The sequence below is a fragment of the Devosia sp. genome, assembly GCF_036676215.1.
Classification (GTDB): Bacteria; Pseudomonadota; Alphaproteobacteria; order Rhizobiales; family Devosiaceae; genus Devosia.
The window spans coordinates 16458-36196 of record NZ_JAKFDJ010000164.1 but is presented as its reverse complement, the minus strand read 5'-3'; the positions used below and the strand labels follow the sequence as shown (position 1 = coordinate 36196).

The following is a 19739-nucleotide window of genomic DNA, read 5'->3' as shown; positions in this document are numbered from 1 at the left end:
GTCGGCGGTGCCCCGGGCGACGCGACCGACAAGCAGATGGACGACATTGCCGACATTGCCGAGCGCTATGGGTTCGATGAGCTGCGTGTCACCCACGAGCAGAATCTGGTTCTACCGCACGTCGCCGTGGCCGATCTCCGCGCCGTCTATGACGCGCTGGTCGCCACCGGCTTTGCCGAGGGCAATACGGGGCTGATCACCGACATGATCTGCTGCCCTGGTCTCGATTTCTGCGCCTTGGCCAATGCCCGCTCGATCCCGCTGGCGCAGGAAATTTCCCGCAAGTTCGCCGAGCCCGAGCGGCAGGCGGAAATCGGCGATCTCAAGATCAAGATTTCCGGCTGCATCAATGCCTGCGGGCACCACCATGTGGGCCATATCGGCATTCTCGGCGTCGAGAAGAAGGGTGGCGAACTCTATCAGATAACTCTGGGCGGCGACGCTACGGAAAACGCATCGGTCGGCAAGATCATCGGGCCCGGCTTTGAAGCCGAGGCCGTGCCCGGCGCCATCGAAACGCTGGTCGATACCTATATCTCCAAGCGCGAGAGCGCCGACGAGACCTTTATTCAAGCCTATCGGCGTCTCGGGGAAGCGCCATTCAAGGAGGCCCTTTATGGCGCTGCCTAAACTCGCACATACACCCGCCGCGCATGACAAATTGCGCGCGCTGGGTATCCTGGCCCTCAACGGCATGTTCGACGAGATGGACGCCGTCGGCGTGCTGCGCCAGGCGGCTACCGATGTGCTGCCCGGTGACCTTGCGATCGTTTCGTCCTTCGGTGCGGATTCTGCCGTGCTGCTGCACCTGGTGGCGCAGGTCGACCCAAGCCTGCCGGTCTATTTCCTCGAAACCGGCAAGCACTTCACTGAGACGCTGGACTATGTCGAGACGCTGAAGAAGCATCTCGGCCTGATCAACGTCCACGCTATCCATCCCAATTCGGATGATGTGAAGCGCTTCGATCCCAAGGGCGACCTGTGGGAAACCGATCCCGATAGCTGCTGCCATATCCGCAAGACCGAGCCGCTCGAGCCGATCACCGAGCAGTATGGCGGCTGGGTGACCGGGCGGAAGCGCTTCCAGACCAAGGAACGCGGCGTGCTGCCGCATTTCGAGTTGACCAGTGATGATCGCATCAAGGTCAACCCGCTGGCCTACTTCAATGATGCCGACGTCAACCAATACAAGATCGACCACGGCTTGCCCGAGCACCCGCTGTTCGCTAAGGGCTACAAGTCGATTGGCTGCGCGCCCTGCACCTCGGTGGTCGCCGAGGGCGAGGATCCGCGCGCCGGACGGTGGCGCGGCCTCAACAAGAAAGAGTGCGGCATCCATTTCGATTTCAACGGAGCGATTGCCTCGCCAATGACCGCCGCGACCCGACATCATCTGTGGAAGGACGGCGCCTTCATCGCCGACCCGTTCCACGACTGGGCCGAAGATAGCGACCCGGCGACCGCGAGCTACAAGCACGTGCCGCTGCCGGTGTTCCTGGCCAATCGCGAGGCGTTTCTGGCCAATCCGCACCCGCTTGGGCTGCTGGTGGTGCCGGGCGACCGCATTGAGGATGTCGAGACCGATCTGGGCCGCTTTGCCTCGATCGCCATCAAGTTCCCGGCGTTTTCGGATGGGCGCGGCTATTCCACAGCCCGCCTGCTGAGCGAGCGCTTCAAGTATTCCGGCGAAATCCGGGCCGTTGGCGACGTGCTGCAGGACCAGATTCCGCTGATGCGCCGGTGCGGCATCACTGCCCTGGTGGTGACGCATGAGCCGACCCGCGCGGCGCTGACCGAGAATCGCCTGCCGGAAGTGGCGATCTTCTACCAGCCAGTGGGCATCACCGAGGTACCGGTCGGCACGCGTCCCTTCCTTCGCCGCGTCTCCTGAGGTAAGTGGAGCGCGTTTGTCCTATTAACCCACAGGGTCATTCCCGCGAAAGCGGGAACCCCCGTTTGCTGAAACAGAGGTTCCCGCTTTCGCGGGAATGACACCCGAGGCAGCCGGACCTCGGTCAGAACGGACTTGAGAAAAGTATGAGCACTGAAATCACCACCGATGTCGTCGTGATCGGCGCGGGCCCCTGCGGGCTGTTCGCAGCCTTCGAACTCGGGCTGCTCGATCTCAAATGCCATTTCATCGACATCCTCGACCGTCCGGGCGGCCAGTGCGCTGAACTCTATCCGGAGAAGCCGATCTACGACATTCCCGGATTCCCCGTGGTCACCGGCCAGCAGCTCACTGAGAACCTGATGGCGCAAATTGCGCCCTTCGCCCCTGAATTCCACTTCAATCGCATGGTCAATTCCATCGAGAAGCAGGAAGACGGCAGCTTCAAGCTGGCCACCGATGCGGATGAGATATTCCACGCCAAGGTGGTGGTGATTGCGGCTGGCGGGGGCTCGTTCCAGCCCAAGCGTCCGCCGGTTGATGGCATCGAGCAGTTCGAGAACCAGTCAGTGTTCTATTCCGTCCGCAAGATGGACGACTTCCGCGGCCAGGACGTGGTGATCGTTGGCGGCGGGGACTCGGCGCTCGACTGGACGCTGAATCTGCAGCCCATCGTGCGCTCGCTGACCTTGGTGCACCGCCGCGCCGTGTTCAAGGCGGCGCCGGCCTCGGTCAACAAAATGCAGGAGCTGGTGGGCGAAGGGAAGATCAACTTCCTCACCGGCCAGATTGCCAAGCTCGACGGCGAAAACGGCCAGATCAACCATGTTCACCTGACAACCGATGCGGGCGATCTGTCAGTTCCAGCAACGCGTTTACTGCCTTTCTTCGGGTTGACCATGAAGTTGGGCCCGGTAGCCGACTGGGGCCTGGAGCTCAACGACAACACCATCGTCGTCGATACCGAGAAGTTCGAAACCTCGGTGCCGGGCATCTTTGCCATTGGTGATATCAATTCCTACCCGGGCAAGCTCAAGTTGATCCTTAGCGGCTTCCACGAGGCTGCGCTGATGGCGCAGGCCGCCAAGGCGATCGTCTCGCCGGGCGAGCGGGTGGTGTTCCAGTACACCACCAGTTCCACCAAACTGCAGAAGAAGCTCGGCGTCGCCTAGTGCCGCGGATGCAAGGTGTTTCCCTTGCGGGGACGATCTTTGCGGGGTAATGGACGCCCCGTTGTTGAGGACATGCGCATGATTATCCACGTCACCGACCAGGCCGGGGAAAACCACGAGCTCGAAGGGCTCGATGGCTGGCGCGTGATGGAGGTCATCCGGGACTGGGGCCTCAATATCAAGGCCGAGTGCGGAGGGGCCCTGAGTTGCGCCACCTGCCATGTCTATGTCGACAAGGACTGGCTCGATGTGGTCGGTGCCCCCAACGACGAGGAAGAGGACATGCTCGACAGCGTCGGCGATGTCCGCTCCAATTCGCGGCTGAGCTGCCAGATTTTATGCAGCGATGCGATCGACGGGCTCAAGCTGACCCTGGCGGCGAGTGCCGCCAAGGACTGATCAGCCCACGACAGGTGCATCGCGCTCGGCGTCGAGCAGTCTGCGCACCTTTTCCAGCACCGGCAGCACTGCCTTCAGCTCATCGATGCCGATATTGTCCGCCAGATACTGAAAAGCTGGGGACATGCTGTCGATGGCCTCATCGCGGAAGGTCCGGCCCGCCGGCGTGAGGCGTACAATTTTCGACCGTCGATCGGTGGGGTGGGGCTCCATGGTGATGAAGCCGTGCCCGCTCAGCACGGCGAGCGTGTGCGTCATCGTGGCCTTGGTCACCTGTAGCGCATTGGCGATCTGGACCGGCGTGCGGCCGTCGCCAATGCGCGTCAGGTGATTAAGGACGATGAAGTGCGAGAGATGGACGCTCTGAGGGACCAAGCGGCCGAACAATGCGCCGCTGAGCTGCGAAACGATGCCGACCTCGTTGAAGAAGCCGAAGATCATGCCCTGGGCCTGTTTGTCGTCCATGCTTGGTCCTAGATGAGCTTGGCCGTGAGGGGCCAGCGGGGACTGGGCGCGACCGGCGCCGCATAACCCAGACGCGCCAACATTTGGACGGTGCCGCCATCCGGCGCAAGCTTTTGATGGGCCTCGGCGTGACAGCCGGCCATCTCGGGGAATTCCTGCAATGCCTGGCTGAGGGGCTGGAGGCCAACCCCGGCAGCGGTTGCCGCCAGGTTGATGCGCAGCCAGTCGCGACCCGCCGCAATCTGATCGGCGCGATTGTTGCCGCTGCTGACCAGCCAGACATGGGCCATGGCAGTGTCCACGTTTGCCATCACCACATCTCTCCCCTGCGCGTAAACGATCGAGCCGGTGTCGAGCGCCGTTTCTCGGGTAAACTGTCCAAGCAGGGCCAGGGTGTCGAACAGGGGACCGCCGAAGTCGATTCCGTCCGGGTCGGCCTCAATTTCGGCCTTGCCAATGCGGAACAGATCGACGCTTTCCTTGTACGTATGCGGCGTGCTGATTTCGATATCGAGCGCCCGATGGGTCAGGTCGCGCAGGGCCGCGACAGGATCGGGCTCGCCAGCAACGTTGATCGTGTTCCCATACTGGCCCGCGCCCTTCAGCGATGCCAGGACCGCGTCGGGTACCGGTCGGGCCAGGTCGTAAGGCTCCTTGAGTGAGCGGCGTTCCAGGGCATGCGCGAACAGCGGGTCGGGCTCTATGGCGGCATCGGCGATGAAACGAATCCGCGCCACCGGCCTGGTATCGAGGCGGCCGCTGTCTTCGCCTTCGGGGAACAGTTCTGTTTGCACGCGGTAGCCATCGCTGGCGGCTGCCATGCTCATCAGTTCGAGAAAACAGCCCAGCCCGATGGTAATCTGGCGGTTGAATGGGTCGGTGTGCGGCAGTACCCGCTTGGTATCGACATAGAGCACCACCTGATCGTCGCCGGCCAGATCGACCAGCCAGGGCTGCCGATTGTGCGGGTTGGGCGCCAGAATGGCATAGGACAGGGCGCGCCGGCGAGGCTCTTCATAAAGCGAACCGGCATCACGCCATGGCTGCAGGGCAGCTTGCGGCGTTCGCGTGGTCACAAAGGCCGTGGCAGCGCCGGTCGCTGCAAGCAGCACACCGCCGCTCGCCATCATCACGAATTGACGTCTCTTCATCGAAAGCTCCCATATAGTTCGATGTCATACTAGATAGTATGATATCGAACCATATACAAGCCATGCAGCCATGTGCGGCCCTGGAGATAGGCGGCGCCGTAGCAGGCACCTTGGGTCACGATGTCGATCATGGCCACCGTCCTGGTTGCGGCAGCGTTGGCATTCGGCGCCTGTCGTCGCCTGACAAAGCATAAGAGCCGGACCACGGGTCCGGCTCTGTCATCATATTATTCTGCCGCTTCAGCCTGCGTCACCGGCTCGCCGTACCGGTCGATCCAGCCGACAAAGCTGTCGACGAACCCACCCAGGAACGCCCGGCTCTGGTCGTCGGTGACTTCGAAATGCTCGTCGATCAGGCCCGGCTGGAACTGGAAATACACTTCCGGCTGACCCATCACCACGAAACCGAGCACCGGCAGGACAGCGCGCAGCTGGCTCTGGCCGGCAGCGGTGCCAATGCCGCCGGGGCTGGCGCCGGCTATAGCCAGGGGCTTGCCGGCCCAGGAATTGTGCCCATAGGGGCGCGACGCCCAATCCAGCGCGTTCTTGATCACGGCGGGGAAGGAGCGGTTGAACTCCGGCATGACGATCAGAACCGCATCGGCTGCTTCGACGCGATGCTTGAGATCGGTCACGGCAGCGGGCGGATTGTCCCAGAGGTCGTTGTTGTAGAAGGGCAGGCCCGCGATATCGAGATAGTCGAAGCGCAGACGGCCTTCGCCGAGCTTTTCGAAGGTCTTGGCCAACGTCTTGTTGATCGAATTCTCGCTCAGGCTGCCGAGCAGGACGGCGACGTTTTTCATGTCAGAACCCATGGTATCTGTTGGTAACTGACGCTATATGAGTGACTGTCTAAGACGTCGCAAGACGGCACTTTTTCGATACGCGAGGCACAAAAATGAAACCCGTCAATCCCGAGATTCACCATGATTGCCGCCCGGTTGGGGAGATTCTGAACCAGATCGGCGGCAAATGGACGGTGCTGATTATCAACCTGCTCAGCGACGGCCCAATGCGATTTTCCGAGATCAGGCGCATGATCGGCGGAATCAGCCAGAAGGTTCTGACCGCGACCTTGCGCGACCTCGAGATGGATGGTTTCGTGACACGTACAGTGACGCCGTCAATTCCGCCGCGGGTCGACTACGAGCTCACCGAGCTGGGCCACGACCTGCAACGTCCGCTCAAGCTGCTGGGCAAGTGGGCGGTCGACAATCGTCCCAAGGTGCTCGAGGCGCGTGAGCGGTACTTCGCCGAGCACCCCGATGCGATGCCGCAGCGCAAGGGCCGCGTTGCGCCACGGCAGTTGCTGGTTGCTGCCGAATAGCTATTTGGTGGCGTCGCCGGTGAGTTTGGTGAGTTCGGGGATAAAGTCCCGGACCACCGGCTGCTTCTGCGTCTCGAAGGGTAGGGGCCGGACCACGCGCATGGCGGCGATGCCCACGCGCACCGTCATCAGGCCGTTGACGACGCCCTCGCCTAACCGTGCCGACAGCTTGGCGGCGATGCCCTGACCCACCAGTTGCTCGACAATGCCATCGGTCAGCACCAGGCCGCCGGTGACGGCAAGATGGGCCAGCACGGCCCCAGTGAGACGCCAGAAGCCAAAGAAGCCCGGGCGGGCCCCGTAAAGCGCCGCAATGGCGCCTGCAAGGCGGATGCTCTCGTAGATGACGAAGGCGATGTCGACGAGGGCCCGGGGCGATACGGCGGTCACCAGCGCCACGCGGCGGGCCGAAGCCGCCGTCAGGGCCTTGGCGCGAGCGTCGAGCGGGCTCATCAGGCTGCGCTCGGCCAGGGCGATGATTTCGTGACCGTCGAACAGATGGGGCAGGTGGTCGGCGACTGATTGTCGGACGCGCGCCAGGTCGGGGCGGTCGGCATAGACGCTGGCGAGGCTATCGACCACACGCCTGGCGCGATGAGAATCGTTCTCCGCACTTGCAATGGCGGCATCGCGGCGCAGCGCATCGAGCACGAGCAGGCGGCGCAGAGCGAAGAGTTCGCGCGTCGCCAGGGCCAGGACCGCGACGACGAAGGCACCCAGCACGCCAAGGCCAAGCCAGCCCAGCCATTCATTGGTGGCAAAGAGGTCGCGGATCAGTCGGTCGGCCGCGAGGCCAAGTCCGGCGGAAACCAGGATGCCGCCGGTCGTCCAGGCCAGCCGTCCCAGCCAGCCCGTGCGGCGCGGCGGTGGAGCCGCCAGGGTCTCGTCAGCAACCGGATCGAAGGCGGGTTCGGCGATTTCCACCTTGGCGGGCGCAAAGGCCCGGGGCGCGCGGAAGGGTTCAGCGAGTTCGGTCGGCGCCGCGGTCGGGCGGGCAATCGGGCGTTTCATGCGAGCCAATCTCCCACCAGATAGTCGAGCGCCCGGTCAAAGCGAATATGGGGCAGCACTACATCGCCATTGGCGTTGCGATCGAGCTTCAGGGGCGGGGTGAAGCGCAGGAAGTTGAGCGCGACGGGCGTGCCGTTTTCGAACAATGAATCCGGGCGTTCCGGCAAGTCCCCGGGAAACAACGCGATTTCGGTCTTGCCGTCATAGCTGGTGCCATCAAGCGCCTCTCCCGCCATCGGCGTTCCGATGATCGTGGGCAGGGTCTCGCCGCCTTCGCTGATCGTGCCCTCGCGCGTGGCGCGGATGCCGGCCAGCGCCAGCGAACGGGTTTCGGCGCCGGCGAAGCGAGCGCGTTTACTGGCATTGGCGACGAGGCGATTGAGAATGGCCTCCAGCTGATCGTGGCTGGTGTGGTGGACGTGGTCCGCCTTGGTAGCGGCAAAGAGAATGCGGTCGATACGGCGCACGAAGGGGCGGAGCAGGGGATTGGTCTCGCCCTGGCGGAAGCAGCCAAGCACTGCGGTCAGCGCCGTCTCGAGATCGGCCACGGCCGTGGGGCCGGCATTGAGCGCCCGCAAGGTATCGACGAGCACGACTTGCCGATCCAGCCGGGCGAAGTGATCGCGGAAGAAGGGGCGCACCACGCGGTCCTTATAGGCCTCGTAGCGATGTTCCAGCATGGCGTAGAGACTGCTGCCGCGTACGCCCTGCGCCTGCGGCAGCGGCGCGAAGGTCAGTGCCGGGGACCCTTCAAGATCGCCGGGGAGCAGAAAGCGACCGGGCGGCAGGGTCGATAGCGCGCCGTGCTCGCGGCTGCGGCGCAGATAGTCGGTGAAGGCGGCGGCCAGCTTCTCGGCGTCGGGGTCGTTGGCGTCCTTGTGCGGATCGATGCTGGCCAGCAGGTCGAGGAAGGGCTTGGCCTCCCTGCCGGAATCGGGCCGGTGAGCGCGCTCCAGCGCCTCGGCGCTCCATTCAGCAAAGCTCAGGCCCAGCAGCGGCAGGTCGAGCAACCACTCGCCGGGATAATCGACAATATCGAGATTAAGTGTCGAGGGCCCGGCGAGGCCCGAATACCAGTTCTTGGACTGGAATTTCAGCACCACGCGAAGCTGGGAAATACGCCGCGTGCTCTCGGGCCAGAGCGGCTGCTTGCCGGTCAGGGCCTCAAGATGCTGCTCGTAGGCGAAGCGCGGAATGGTCGCGTCCGGATATTCCGCGAGCCTAGCGCCAATGAAGCGGCCCTCAGCCAGCGGCGTGAAGCCGGGCATGCGGCCGCCGGTCAGCAGGTTGTGCACCAGCGTGGTGATGAAGATGGTCTTGCCGGCCCGGCTGAGGCCAGTGACGCCGAGCCGCAGCGTCGGGGTAAAGGCCCCGGTGGCGGCATCCGCAAGGTTGGAGAGGGCTATGCCCAGTTCGTCGACGATGGTCGTGGGTGGCTGGGGCACGCGTGGGTCTCTCGATCAATCCGCAAGATAGGGATTTGTGTCGGGGGTTCAAGCGGCCAGGAGGCCGGCCCTGGCGGGCCGGCCTCCCATCAGCGTTTGGTCGTGCCAATCTCCGCCATGTCGTAGGGCGTGGTCTGATAGATCTCGTTGATCCAGTTCTGGAACAGCAGGTGGGCGTGGCTGCGCCAGCGGTTTTCCGGGGTAGCTGTCGTGTCGCCGTTCGGAAACAGGTTCGCTGGCGGTGGCGTGTCGAGGCCGGCCTTGGCGTCGCGTTCATATTCGTCGGCCAGCGAGCGGTTGTCGTATTCCAGGTGATTGAGAAAATGCACTGCGCGGTGCTTCTCGTCGCCCAGCATGCAGACGCCGATCTCCTGGTTATCGATCAGGATTTCGAGATCGGCACCCAGCGACCCCCGGTCGATGTCGTTGTAGCGCGACACCGGGATCATCGGGCTGTCCGAGAGGCCGCGCAGATAGGGGGAGCGCGGGCTGACAACCTGGTGGCGGAACACGCCAAACGCCTTGGACGGCATGCGGTAGCGCTGCGCCCCATGGAAATGGTGCAGCGCTGCCTGCGCACCCCAGCAGATGAACATGGTGTGATGAACGTTGGTCTGCGTCCAGTCCATGATTTCCACCATCTCCTTCCAGTACCGCACCTCTTCAAACGGCATATTGGCGATGGGTGCACCGGTGACGATGAAGCCGTCGAACTTCTTGGTCCGAACCTCATCCCAGGTCTTGTAGAAAGTCTTGAGGTAATCCTCGGACGTGTTCTTGGATTGGTGGTCCGTGACGCGCACCAGTGTCAGCTCCACCTGCAGCGGAGTTGCACCAATAAGGCGGGTAAACTGTGTCTCAGTCCGTTCCTTGTTTGGCATCAGGTTGAGCAGGCCGATGGAGAGTGGGCGGATGTCCTGGCGCGCAGCGCGCGTGGAATCCATCACATAGACGCCCTCGTCTTCGAGGGTCTTGCGGGCGGGCAGATCGTCAGGAATTCGAATAGGCATATCAGCCTCTTAGCTGAGAATGATCGGAAAGCGATTCAGGCGGTGCGCGTCTCCCAATGGGAACGCGCTAACGCATTCGCTTTTCGATCGCGGCGGCCATGAGATCGATGAACTCGTCGCCGTCGCGCACCGTGGCGAGATCGGAGGCTTCCACCACATAGCCGAAATTGTCCGCAAGAGTCTGGTAGCGCGGCAGCCGGTCATGCAGCAGCGCTTCGAAGCCCCAGGCGCCGAAGCCAAGCGGGTCGACATCGCAATCCTCGACGATGCCGTGGATGAGCTTGTACTCGGCCCATTTCTCCAGCAGGAACTGGGGCCGATAATACATCGGCTTGGGGCTCTGCTTGAAGCGCCGCACGAGCTCGGCAGCGTCCTTGCCGGTGCCGCGGATGTAGAGCAGGGCGGTCGAGCCTGCCAGCGTCTTGACCACCGGGTCTTCCGGGTCGCTCGGGTCGATGACCTCGATCAGCGAACCGCCAGTGTCGGCGATGAAATTGTCGTAGCCATAGAGTGCCTTGGCCCGATCGATGAAGTGCGGGACGTCCTGCAGGGCGGCGACTTCGGCGATGCGGTGCTGTTCCTGCCGGCGCTGATACTCGGCCAGCGGCAGTCCGTGTTTGTCCGGATTGCCTGGCGTGCCGAGATAGCTCGAGAGCGGATCGAGGTTGTCGAAGGTCAGGTTCGAGGAGATGTAGATCGAGTCCGAGCGCAGCAGTTCGGCCAGGAACGGCACCTTCATGGCTTCGCGCTTGAAGTTGTCGACGATAAACTCGCCCATATAGCGCGTGCCGATGCGGTAGTCGGCGGAATAGTGAAACCAGTTGCTGGCGCGAAGCATGGCGGAGAGGCGCGTCTTGCCGACGCCGGCCATGCCGAACACGGTCACGGCGCGGCGCGGCGCTTTGACGAACTCATCGGCACTGGAGAACAGCATGGCATGCCCCGGAATTACGGTTCCTGCATTACTGCAACCGCCCCGTGTTCACAAGCGGGCGGCAATTTCTGCCGGTGGGTCGGACTCAATTGCCGGGATGTTGCCACATTTCGTGGTTCAGGCAGCGAAAACATAAGCAAAATCAAGGTGAAGGGTAGTTGGCACCGCGCTTGCATTGATAGTGGCGAACGCGTCGGACGACGCAAACGGGTTTTACGGAGTTTCACATGGGCATTTATGGCGCTCTTTCCAGTGCGGTGACCGGCCTGCGGGCCCAGGCGCACGCACTGGAAAACATTTCGGGCAATATCGCGAATTCCCAGACCACTGGCTACAAGCGTATCGAGACCGATTTTCTCGATCTGATCCCTGATGCTCCGATTTCGCGCCAGGTGCCCGGCGCCGTGCTTGCGCAGTCGCGCGGCACCAACAATGTGCAGGGCGATATCAAGACGGTTTCGGACGAAACCTTCATTGCGCTCAATTCCAACGGCTTCTTCGTCGTTGAACCCAAGATCGGCCAGTCGGACGGCAATGCCGTGTTTGCCGGCACCAATTTCTACACCCGCCGCGGCGATTTCGAGATCGACAAGGACGGTATGCTGGTCAATGGCGCGGGCTATTACCTCAAGGGTCTGCCGATCGACACGCTGACGGGCAACATTTCGGGTTCGGTGCCCGAAGTGATCAAGCTCTCCAACAACTTCCTGCCGGCCCAGGCGACGACACGCGTCAATTACCAGGCCAACCTGCCGCAACTGCCCAAGAATACTGGCTACAATCCCACCATCTACAACAGCGAATTGATGGAGGCGGCTGACTACCTGCCGGGTTCTACCACCGCCTCTGTGGCTGGCGGCGCTTTGACCGGGACCGATGAAGCCGACACGGTCATGACGGCGGGTGAGTCCATCACGATCACAGTGAATGGCACGGTGGTAAAGTTCGACTTCTATGACAGCGACCTCGGCCCGTATGCGGGAACCGATACGGGTATCGACATCAAGGACTCGGCGCCCGCTGTAACCATCGACGATGCGTTGGCTGCGATGCAGGCGGGGCTCCGCTCTGCTGGCGGCTCAGCAGCCGCCTCGGCCACAATTGGCATTGTCGGCCCCAACCTGGCGATCACTCTGGGATCCGACTATCACGCGACTTTTTCGGTGGCGGGCTCTGCCGGCACCATGGCGGCACTCGGGCTTCCTACTGGCGCGTCAACGGCGCCGACGCGCCCGGCAGTGGCGACGATTGCCGCCGACATGGACGCCGAATTCAAGGCCAACTCGATCGCGGGCGGCGCCATCACCGTCTATGCGGAGAACGGCGCCCCTGCCAATGTGCAACTGCGCTGGGCCAAGATAGACAGTGCGGCAGCGGGCGGCGTGGATACCTGGAACCTGTTCTACATGTCCAATAGCGAAGCTACCGGCACGTCGCCGATGTGGACCAATGTGGGGCAGACCTATGCGTTTTCCGGTGACGGATCGCTGGTTCCCCCGGGTGTTCCCACAGCGATGATCACCGGCCTCACGGTCAATGGCGTGAATCTGGGTGACGTCGAACTCAAACACGACACCAACGGCGTGTCGCAGTTTGCCGACGTCAACGGCACGGCGAACGTCTCGACGCTGAACCAGAACGGCTATGGCGCCGGCGAGTTTGTCTCGGTGGCCATCAATGATAGCGGCCGTGTGGTCGCGACTTATTCCAATGGCGAGCGCATCGACATGGCGCAGGTGGTGACGGCCGAGTTCAACGCGATCAACAAGCTTAAGCGGCTTGATGGCGGTGTGTTTTCGGCCACGTCGGAATCCGGGGAGGCCATTCTCGACCTTTCCGGTTCGGGCGTTATCGGCGGGGCTCTCGAAGCCTCCAACACCGACATCTCCGATGAATTCACCAAGCTGATCGTAACGCAGCAGGCCTATGCGGCCGGCACGCGCATCGTCAGCACGGCCGACGAAATGCTCCAGGAAGCGCTCAATATGATCCGCTGAGGCGGAGGTAGCCAGTAGACGGCCCGGAGCCAGGTTCCGGGCCGGGTTGCCCAGTGTGGAGTCCCGTGGATGGGTCTGACGTCATCACTCACCAATGCTGTGTCCGGTCTGCGGGTCAATCAGGATTCCCTCGATATCCTGAGCCGCAACATCGCCAATTCGGGCACGCCGGGGTACCACCGGCAATCGCTGAACATCGTCGACTACAATTCCCAGGACAGCAGCTACGCGCGCTCCATTGGCACTCGGCGCGCCTTCAATTCCAGCCTGCAGGCTTACTACACGCGCCAGGTGGCCGACACCGCCAATTCCGGAATCCAGGCCGCCTATCTTGACCGACTTCAGGGATTCATGGGCAAGCCTGGCACGGCGGGATCGATCGATACCATGTTCGGCAACCTGCAAAACGCGATGCAGGGTATCGCCACCAGCCCCGACGACTACAATTCTCGCGCGCAGGCTGTTGCCGCCGCGCAAAGCATGGTGGAAACGCTCAATCGGCTTTCCACCACGATCCAGGGTATGCGCCAGGAGACCGAGGGGCAGATCGCCTCGAATGTCCACAACCTCAACGGCATGCTGAACTCGCTGTCCGAGGTCAACAACCGGATGCTTGATCTGGGGATGACGGATACTTCCCGCGCCGCCCTGCTCGATCAGCGGGACCGCCTGGTCTCCTCGGTCGCCGAGATGATCGACGTGCGGGCGGACTATCGCGCTGATGGCACGGTTGCGCTGATGACGCGATCGGGTGTTGGCCTGATCGACAATGGTGTATCGACCTTCAAGTTCGAAAGCGCCGGCAACCTGTCACCGAACTCGGTCTTCGATCCTGATCCTGCCGAGACCAAGGTCGGCAAGATGACGCTGACCACGCCATCCGGCCTCACCATCGATCTGGTGACACAGGGTGTGTTGCAGGGCGGCGAACTCGGCGGCCTCGTCACTTTGCGCGACAAGACGCTGGTCGAGGCCCAGGAACAGCTCGATGAGATCGCTGCCAGCCTGGCGATGGCATTCTCGACCAACAAGACGGCCGGCGTTGCCGCTACCGATGGCGTGGCCGATGGGCTGGATGTCGATATTTCCAACCTGGCGCCAGGCAATGACGTGCTGCTCACCTATGCCGAGAATGGCGTCGAAAAGCGGGTGCGCGTCGTCAATACCAGCCAGGCGCAGGACTATGTCGACGCGTCCGGCCAGCGCGTTATCGGCGTGGATTTCTCCGCTGGCGCGACCGCCGTTGCCGCGGCACTCGACGCCAAGCTGCCGAACCTCGATGTCAGCAGCACCGGGGCAAACAACCTGCGCATTCTCGACGACGGTGCCCTCGGCAAGACCGACGTGCGCACCGCCGTCGCCCGTTCAAGCTCCACTGGCCTTCAAGGCGCGGGACTGGGCCTCAACCTGTTCGTGGATCAGGGCAATTCGGCCTTCACCGACAATCTCGACACCGACCCACCACAGAAGCAGGGCTTCGCAGCGCGTATCTCGATCAACCCGGCTATTGTCGCCGACAACCGGCTGCTGGTGCAGTACGAAGTCGGGGGTACGCTGGGCGACGCCGATCGGGCCGACTATGTGATCGACCAGCTCAACAAGATGCAGTTTGTGTCCGGTGGCAATCCCGCCGCAAATACCGGGCGCTTCCAGTTAAGCGGCAATCTCAGCGAGCTGATCTCGCAGGTGGTCGGCTTCCAGGGTTCGACCATCAATGCCGCCATTACCAAGAGTGACGACCGCCAACTGACCCTCGACACCATCGTTGACCAGATGGAGTCGGACTACGGCGTCAATGTCGATGAGGAAATGGCGCGCCTCATGGAATTGCAGAATGCCTATGCCGCCAATGCGCGTGTGGTTTCCGTCGTCAAGGAGCTGCTCGACGCACTGCTTGCGGCGATGTGACGTTGGCCGAGTTTTCGGGTCGCCTCCCGAGGATCGACCGTGAAGGAGTAGAGTAAGATGATCGTCAACAAGTCGATGTTTCCGCTGCAGACCGGATTCGGCGTCATCTCGAAAATGCAGGGTCGCTTTGCCTCGCTCCAGATGCAGTTAGGCACGGGTGAACGGGCATCCAAGCTTTCCGAAATGGGGCGTGACCTGCCCATGTCGCTGTCCGTGCGCGCGCGTCTCGGCAAGATCGAAGGGTTTTCGGCCAATATCGATACCGTCAATCTCCGCCTGAGCTTTCTCGACAAGACCATGAGCCGGTTGGACGAGATCGAGGCGGAGTCGCGCAATTCGGCGGTGCAGGGACAATACGGCACCAACAACATCAATATGGCGACCCTGCCGGGGCTGTCCAAGGCGCGGTTCGACGAACTGGTCACCCTGCTCAACGCCGATGTCGCGGGCCGCTATCTGTTCGGTGGGGCCAACACCGACAGCGCCCCGCTGCCCGACACGACCAGCCTGCTCGAAGGTATTGGCGGCAAGGACGGCTTCAAGACCGTGGTGGGCGAGCGCAAGGCCGCCGATGCCGGCACCGATGGCCTGGGTCGCCTGGACATCGACCAGCCGACGACCAATTCGGTGCGCCTCACGGAGGATGGCATTCATCCGTTCGGCTTCAAGCTGCTGCGTGTGACCAGCACTGCGCCGCTGGCGGCGGTTGATGTTGGCAGCGTGGCGGCGTCGCCGGTGGCCATTCCGCAGCTTGGCAATACCAATACCATCACCTTCGAAGCGCCGCCCGCCACGCAGATGCTGCCCGGCCAGACCATCACGCTGGGTCTGCAGCTGCCCGATGGCCAGGACACCCAGATTACTCTAACGGCGATCGCACCTGAGGATGCGCCTGCCGGGCCCGGCCAGTTCGTGGTCGATCCCGGCGTTGTTGGCCCCCCCGCCGTTCCCGCCGATCCAGCCATTACCGCGACCAACTTCATGGCGGCTTTGCAGACCAGCCTGAAGGCGGTCGCCGGTTCGGAACTCGAAGCGGCGTCTAGCTTTGCTGCTGCGGAAATGTTCTTCAACGGTCCAGGGGAGCCGGCGCTGCGCGTCGATGGCGATCCGACGACCGCTACTTCGCTCAAAGTGGCGACCGACGCCGACACAGTGCTTTGGTACCGCGGCCAATCACCGGCCGTCGCGGCGGAGGGGCTGGGTCGCTTGGGCATCGAAACGACGGGCGGCATCGTAACCCTGCAGGAAAAATCGCCGGTCTCGGCCGCACACGGCTTCCAGATCACCGGTGTCTCGGCAGATACGGCCAATATCGACACTACCTATGCCGGCCCCGATCCCAGCAGCGTCAATGTCGCCTTTTCGGCCACGTTGACAGCCGGCGAGGAGGTCAGTGTCACCCTCCAGGAGCCCAATGGCACGACGCGCACCGTTCAACTGACCGCCGTGGTTGGCAAGGCTGTCGCGGGACAGTTCAGCATTGGCGGTACCGCCGACGAAAACGCGGAAAACTTCGCCAAGGGCCTGGAACTGGCGCTCACCGAGACCGCCATGGCTGCCGAAGGCAATCCGCGTCAGGGCGTAACGGCCCAGGTCGATGACTCCACGCGGGTCGCCTATGGCCTCGAGGCAAATGAGTCCGGCCTGTTGCGCATGATCCGCACCATTGGGGCCTTGTCGGTCGAGACCTACCCGGACGCCGACACAAATGCCAAGGCTCGTTTTGATGCCATGGCGCAGCGACAGCAGTCCGAGTTGTCGGAAGCGCACAATTCGGAACGCGGCTCCATCGAGATTCTGACGATGGAACTGGCCGTGGCGCAGATCAGCCTCAACAATTCGGCCGATCGTCACACCAACTACAAGGCCCAGCTCGACAATCTTCTGAGCGACATCGAGACGGTGAGCAAGGAAGATGTTGCGATGGAAATCCTGGCACTGCAGACCCGCCTTCAGGCGAGCTACCAGGCCACCTCCATGGTGAGCAAGCTCAGCCTGGTGAACTTCATCTAGCGGCCCGCGTCGGCCGGATGGGTGGCTTTTCCATGGCCTCGAAGAAGCAAAGCCCCGCATCGCTGCGGGGTTTTTTCTGTCATCTCGGTCCGGTATCAGACGCCGCGAAGACCAGCGGCGAGTTGGCGATTGAGCCGCACCAGGACGTCCAGCTTTTGCGGCTGCGGTTCGAGCAGGATTTCGCGGGTCTGGTTCATGATGAAAATGCCCAGATTGGCGATATTCTCGCGCACATCATGGGGCAGCGGGCTGTCATCCTTGGTGACCGACGCCATGAAGATTGTCCACAGCTTGCGATTGAACGTCAGTGCGGGCTTGAGATCATCGTAGCTGTCGGGCCACTCATCCTTGATCTTCTGCAGGCCGGCGGCCGCCTTCATCAGTAATGCGGACTCTCGTTCACGCGAGGAAGCTACGACATTAGCGGTCTGCTGGTAGGCGAGGGCGCCCTGCTGATGCATTGGAAATCAGATCCTGTTCGTACTCGATGAGCCTTTGGGAGGCCTTGAGAGCTTTGTACAGTTGCCCGGTTAATATCTCGTTGTTGATTTGGTTAACTATTTCTGCCGAGGAGGGCACGGCGGCGATGAACTCGTTGACCAGGCTGAAATAGGCATCGCGGGTCGTGGCGATGTCGTCCTCGATATACATCAGTTGCACGGCCAGGTAGATGCGCCGGGCCGGCGTTTTGGCGGTTTCGGCGGTGAGAATGTCCTTCTCCCGCAGGATGGGGGCCCGCCCATCGATGAACAGGCGCGTGCGCTGGTCGGAATTGGTAATGATGCAATTGCCCACCAGGAGCTTTTCGCCCGGTTTGAGTTCGACCTTGAGTGCCATTCGGTAAGCCTCCGCGACTCGGCGATGTGTGCTTCTGGTCTAGCTCGCCAGAGTGGCGAAAACAATGAAGGCGGGCCGAAGCCCGCCTTGCAAAACTCACCTCGTCAGTGGCCGGATTATTGCAGCAGCTGCAGCACGCTCTGGTCGGCCTGGGAAGCCAGCGACAGGGAGGAGGAGGACAGCGACTGCCGGGTCTGCAGAGCCAGCAGGTTGGCGGCCTCCTCGTTCATGTCGGCCAGCGTCAGGTTGGCGGCGCCGGTCTGGAGCGTATTGATCATCTCCTTGGTGAAATCCTGGCGGTTTTGCACGATGGAGAGATTGGAGCCGAAGGTCGATGACTGGGTGCGCACGTGGGCCAGCGCGGACTTCACATCGTTGAGCAGGGTGTCGATGTCGGCATCGGCGTCGAGCTGCTCGGCGGTGAGGTTGAACAGGGACAGATTGGCCGAGTTGAGCGCCTGGCCATCCTTGGTCTGGACGGTGATGGTCGACGTGCCGGTCTCGTTGAAGGTGATCTTCAGGTTATCGCCGCGCAGCAGGTTGATGCCGTTGAACGAAGCGTCGTCGCTGAGCTTGTCGAGCTGGTCGCGCAACTCGTTGAACTGGTCGGCCAGGTCGGCGCGTACCGAGTTGCCGGTGATCGAGGCGGCGCCGAACGAAGTGCCGTCGATGATGCCCGATGATGTGACGCCGGCGATTTCGAGGTTCTGCGTGGACAGGTTCTCCATGCGCAGCTTGCCATTGTCGTTGCTGGCGCGAATCTTGGCCTTGAGATCAGCGTCCCCGTTGATCTCGCGCACCAGGGCGTCGACGGTCTTGACGGCGTTGGCCTGGACTGGCGCTACGGCGGTGCCCGACGCGGGAATACCGTCGGTCGAAGCGCCGGCAGCGATATTGATGTTGGCTAGGCCCGCCCCATCCACGGTGAAATTCTGCCCACTGGCGTTCGTCAATGTGATGACGCCTGCAGCGTTCGATGCTTGCACGCCTGCGGCCTGGGCGGCGGCGGAATTATTGATGGCGGTGACGATGTCGTTGCCATTGTCCGTTGCTGCGGCGTTGTTGACGGCACCCACATTGACGGTCAAGCCGTTGATCGTGAACGAGAAAGCACCAATCGCACCGGCAGCGACAGCGCCACCACCGACCAGCGTTGCGTCCGTGGCCGCTTCGGTCGCGCCACCGAGGCCGATATATTCAAGTTCGGTGCCGCCCAGGGTGATCGACTCGGCCTCGGCGCTGGCGATTTCGAGCTGGCCGTTAACGACGCGGGCCGAGACTCCACCTTTTTCATCAAGGGTCGAGATATTCGCATTGATCTTGGCGGCGAAGGTGTCGACCGTATCGGCAGCGGTGAACGCGACGTTGATTGCCGTGCCGCCATTGAGGCTGGCGGTTTGGATGGTGAGCGTCCCAGCCTTGCCGGCGGTTCCGCCATTGACGAAGCCGTTCTGCCCGGTCATGACCGAATTGTGCAGTGTGATGCTGTCGGGCGTGTCGAAGGCGCCACCGGTGAAGTCGAGCGTCTTGACCAGACCCACGCCGATCGTTTCGGGGTCCAGCGAATAGGAAGCGGTCTGGAAGCTCTTGTCCTGGCGCGCCTGGCGCAGCGTGGACTGCATCGATTCCAGCGTCTTGGTGATCGAGGTCAGGCCATTGTCGGCCGCTTCGAGCGTCTGGATGCCGTTGGCCATGGAGTCCATGAGGGCATTCAGGTCGCCGGAGCGCGCATTGAGGGACGAGGCCGTAAAGAAGTTGGTTGGATTGTCCAGCGCGGAGTTCACCTTGTTGCCGGTGGACAGGCGTTCCTGGGTGCGTCCCATCATCCGCGCGGTGTCCTGGAGCGAAAGCAGGTTCGACCGAACGGCTTTCGAGAGGGAGATATCGGACATCATTCTTCCTTCAACTACGGTGCCGACCGGCGGCTCATGCCTCTCCTTGAGGTTGATTAATGTTTAGCTCACAGATTCCTAACGCCGCGTTAACCATGATTATTGACCGGTCATAAACCATAATGGCCAGAGGCCCGGTTTCCGGGCGTTTTTTGGGGTGCGAATGTAAGAAGGAGCAGGGGGGCCCGTGACGCTAGGGTGAAGGTCGGAGCGACTCACGGCGCGCAGTGTCCCAAAACGAAAAAGGCGGGCCGAAGCCCGCCTTTCCGATTCTTTGGTCGCCTGAG

17 protein-coding genes and 1 pseudogene are annotated in these 19739 nt (G+C 62.3%); 8 read left to right on the top strand and 10 right to left on the bottom strand.

What is annotated here, in order from left to right:
• The 4 genes and pseudogenes from V6M52_RS14415 to V6M52_RS14400 all read left to right on the top strand — a co-directional run.
• Positions 1-630: pseudogene (locus V6M52_RS14415) on the top strand (nitrite/sulfite reductase); the annotation flags it as partial.
• Positions 617-1891: a phosphoadenylyl-sulfate reductase gene (locus V6M52_RS14410; RefSeq protein WP_332701516.1), complete on the top strand. Its 1275-nt coding sequence runs from the start codon at positions 617-619 to the stop codon at positions 1889-1891. The pseudogene V6M52_RS14415 and the gene V6M52_RS14410, both read left to right, overlap by 14 nt.
• Before the next feature lie 146 nt (positions 1892-2037).
• Positions 2038-3063 (top strand): NAD(P)/FAD-dependent oxidoreductase, encoded by a 1026-nt coding sequence (locus V6M52_RS14405; protein WP_332701515.1) that lies wholly within the window; start codon positions 2038-2040, stop codon positions 3061-3063.
• A gap of 78 nt (positions 3064-3141) precedes the next feature.
• Complete coding sequence (locus V6M52_RS14400) at positions 3142-3462, top strand: 2Fe-2S iron-sulfur cluster-binding protein (RefSeq protein WP_332686415.1); 321 nt, start codon at positions 3142-3144, stop codon at positions 3460-3462.
• Here V6M52_RS14400 and V6M52_RS14395 read toward each other — a convergent pair whose 3' ends face one another.
• The 3 genes from V6M52_RS14395 to V6M52_RS14385 form a co-directional block, all read right to left on the bottom strand.
• Positions 3463-3927 carry a MarR family winged helix-turn-helix transcriptional regulator gene (locus V6M52_RS14395; protein WP_332701514.1) on the bottom strand — a complete coding sequence of 155 codons (465 nt, stop codon included), beginning with the start codon at positions 3925-3927 and terminating at the stop codon, positions 3463-3465.
• A gap of 8 nt (positions 3928-3935) precedes the next feature.
• Positions 3936-5078 (bottom strand): Acg family FMN-binding oxidoreductase, encoded by a 1143-nt coding sequence (locus V6M52_RS14390; protein WP_332701513.1) that lies wholly within the window; start codon positions 5076-5078, stop codon positions 3936-3938.
• Between the two features lie 227 nt (positions 5079-5305).
• Positions 5306-5881: an NADPH-dependent FMN reductase gene (locus V6M52_RS14385; RefSeq protein WP_332701512.1), complete on the bottom strand. Its 576-nt coding sequence runs from the start codon at positions 5879-5881 to the stop codon at positions 5306-5308.
• Between the two features lie 95 nt (positions 5882-5976).
• Between V6M52_RS14385 and V6M52_RS14380 the strand changes: the two genes are divergently transcribed.
• Entirely contained in the window at positions 5977-6405 is a 429-nt protein-coding gene (locus V6M52_RS14380; RefSeq protein WP_332701511.1) for a winged helix-turn-helix transcriptional regulator, read from the top strand.
• Here V6M52_RS14380 and V6M52_RS14375 read toward each other — a convergent pair whose 3' ends face one another.
• The 4 genes from V6M52_RS14375 to V6M52_RS14360 form a co-directional block, all read right to left on the bottom strand.
• The gene (locus V6M52_RS14375) at positions 6406-7416 is read right to left on the bottom strand and encodes a YcjF family protein (RefSeq protein ID WP_332701510.1); all 1011 of its coding nucleotides are present in this window, start codon (positions 7414-7416) and stop codon (positions 6406-6408) included.
• On the bottom strand, positions 7413-8861 hold the full coding sequence (locus V6M52_RS14370; RefSeq protein ID WP_332701509.1) for a YcjX family protein: 1449 nt from the start codon (positions 8859-8861) through the stop codon (positions 7413-7415). Before V6M52_RS14370 ends, V6M52_RS14375 begins: the two co-directional genes overlap by 4 nt.
• Before the next feature lie 89 nt (positions 8862-8950).
• Positions 8951-9871 carry a homoserine O-succinyltransferase gene (locus V6M52_RS14365; RefSeq protein ID WP_332701508.1) on the bottom strand — a complete coding sequence of 307 codons (921 nt, stop codon included), beginning with the start codon at positions 9869-9871 and terminating at the stop codon, positions 8951-8953.
• Positions 9872-9938: 67 nt separating this feature from the next.
• On the bottom strand, positions 9939-10805 hold the full coding sequence (locus V6M52_RS14360; protein WP_332686400.1) for an ATPase: 867 nt from the start codon (positions 10803-10805) through the stop codon (positions 9939-9941).
• Positions 10806-11032: 227 nt separating this feature from the next.
• Between V6M52_RS14360 and V6M52_RS14355 the strand changes: the two genes are divergently transcribed.
• The 3 genes from V6M52_RS14355 (at position 11033) to V6M52_RS14345 (ending at position 16723) form a co-directional block, all read left to right on the top strand.
• A complete protein-coding gene (locus V6M52_RS14355; RefSeq protein WP_332701507.1) occupies positions 11033-12802 on the top strand; it encodes a flagellar hook protein FlgE in 1770 nt (589 codons plus the stop codon).
• 69 nt (positions 12803-12871) lie between these two features.
• Positions 12872-14710 (top strand): flagellar hook-associated protein FlgK, encoded by a 1839-nt coding sequence (gene flgK / locus V6M52_RS14350; RefSeq protein ID WP_332686396.1) that lies wholly within the window; start codon positions 12872-12874, stop codon positions 14708-14710.
• A 57-nt stretch (positions 14711-14767) separates the two neighbouring features.
• Positions 14768-16723: a hypothetical protein gene (locus tag V6M52_RS14345; protein ID WP_332701506.1), complete on the top strand. Its 1956-nt coding sequence runs from the start codon at positions 14768-14770 to the stop codon at positions 16721-16723.
• A 95-nt stretch (positions 16724-16818) separates the two neighbouring features.
• On the opposite strand, the gene flaF is transcribed toward V6M52_RS14345, so the two are convergent.
• The 3 genes from flaF to V6M52_RS14330 form a co-directional block, all read right to left on the bottom strand.
• Positions 16819-17184, bottom strand: coding sequence for a flagellar biosynthesis regulator FlaF (gene flaF / locus V6M52_RS14340; RefSeq protein WP_332701505.1), 366 nt, complete (start codon positions 17182-17184; stop codon positions 16819-16821).
• The gene (gene flbT / locus V6M52_RS14335; protein ID WP_332701504.1) at positions 17144-17560 is read right to left on the bottom strand and encodes a flagellar biosynthesis repressor FlbT; all 417 of its coding nucleotides are present in this window, start codon (positions 17558-17560) and stop codon (positions 17144-17146) included. The genes flaF and flbT overlap by 41 nt, the downstream gene beginning before the upstream one ends.
• A 116-nt stretch (positions 17561-17676) precedes the next feature.
• Entirely contained in the window at positions 17677-19452 is a 1776-nt protein-coding gene (locus V6M52_RS14330) for a flagellin N-terminal helical domain-containing protein (protein ID WP_332701503.1), read from the bottom strand.
• Positions 19453-19739 lie beyond the last annotated feature (287 nt).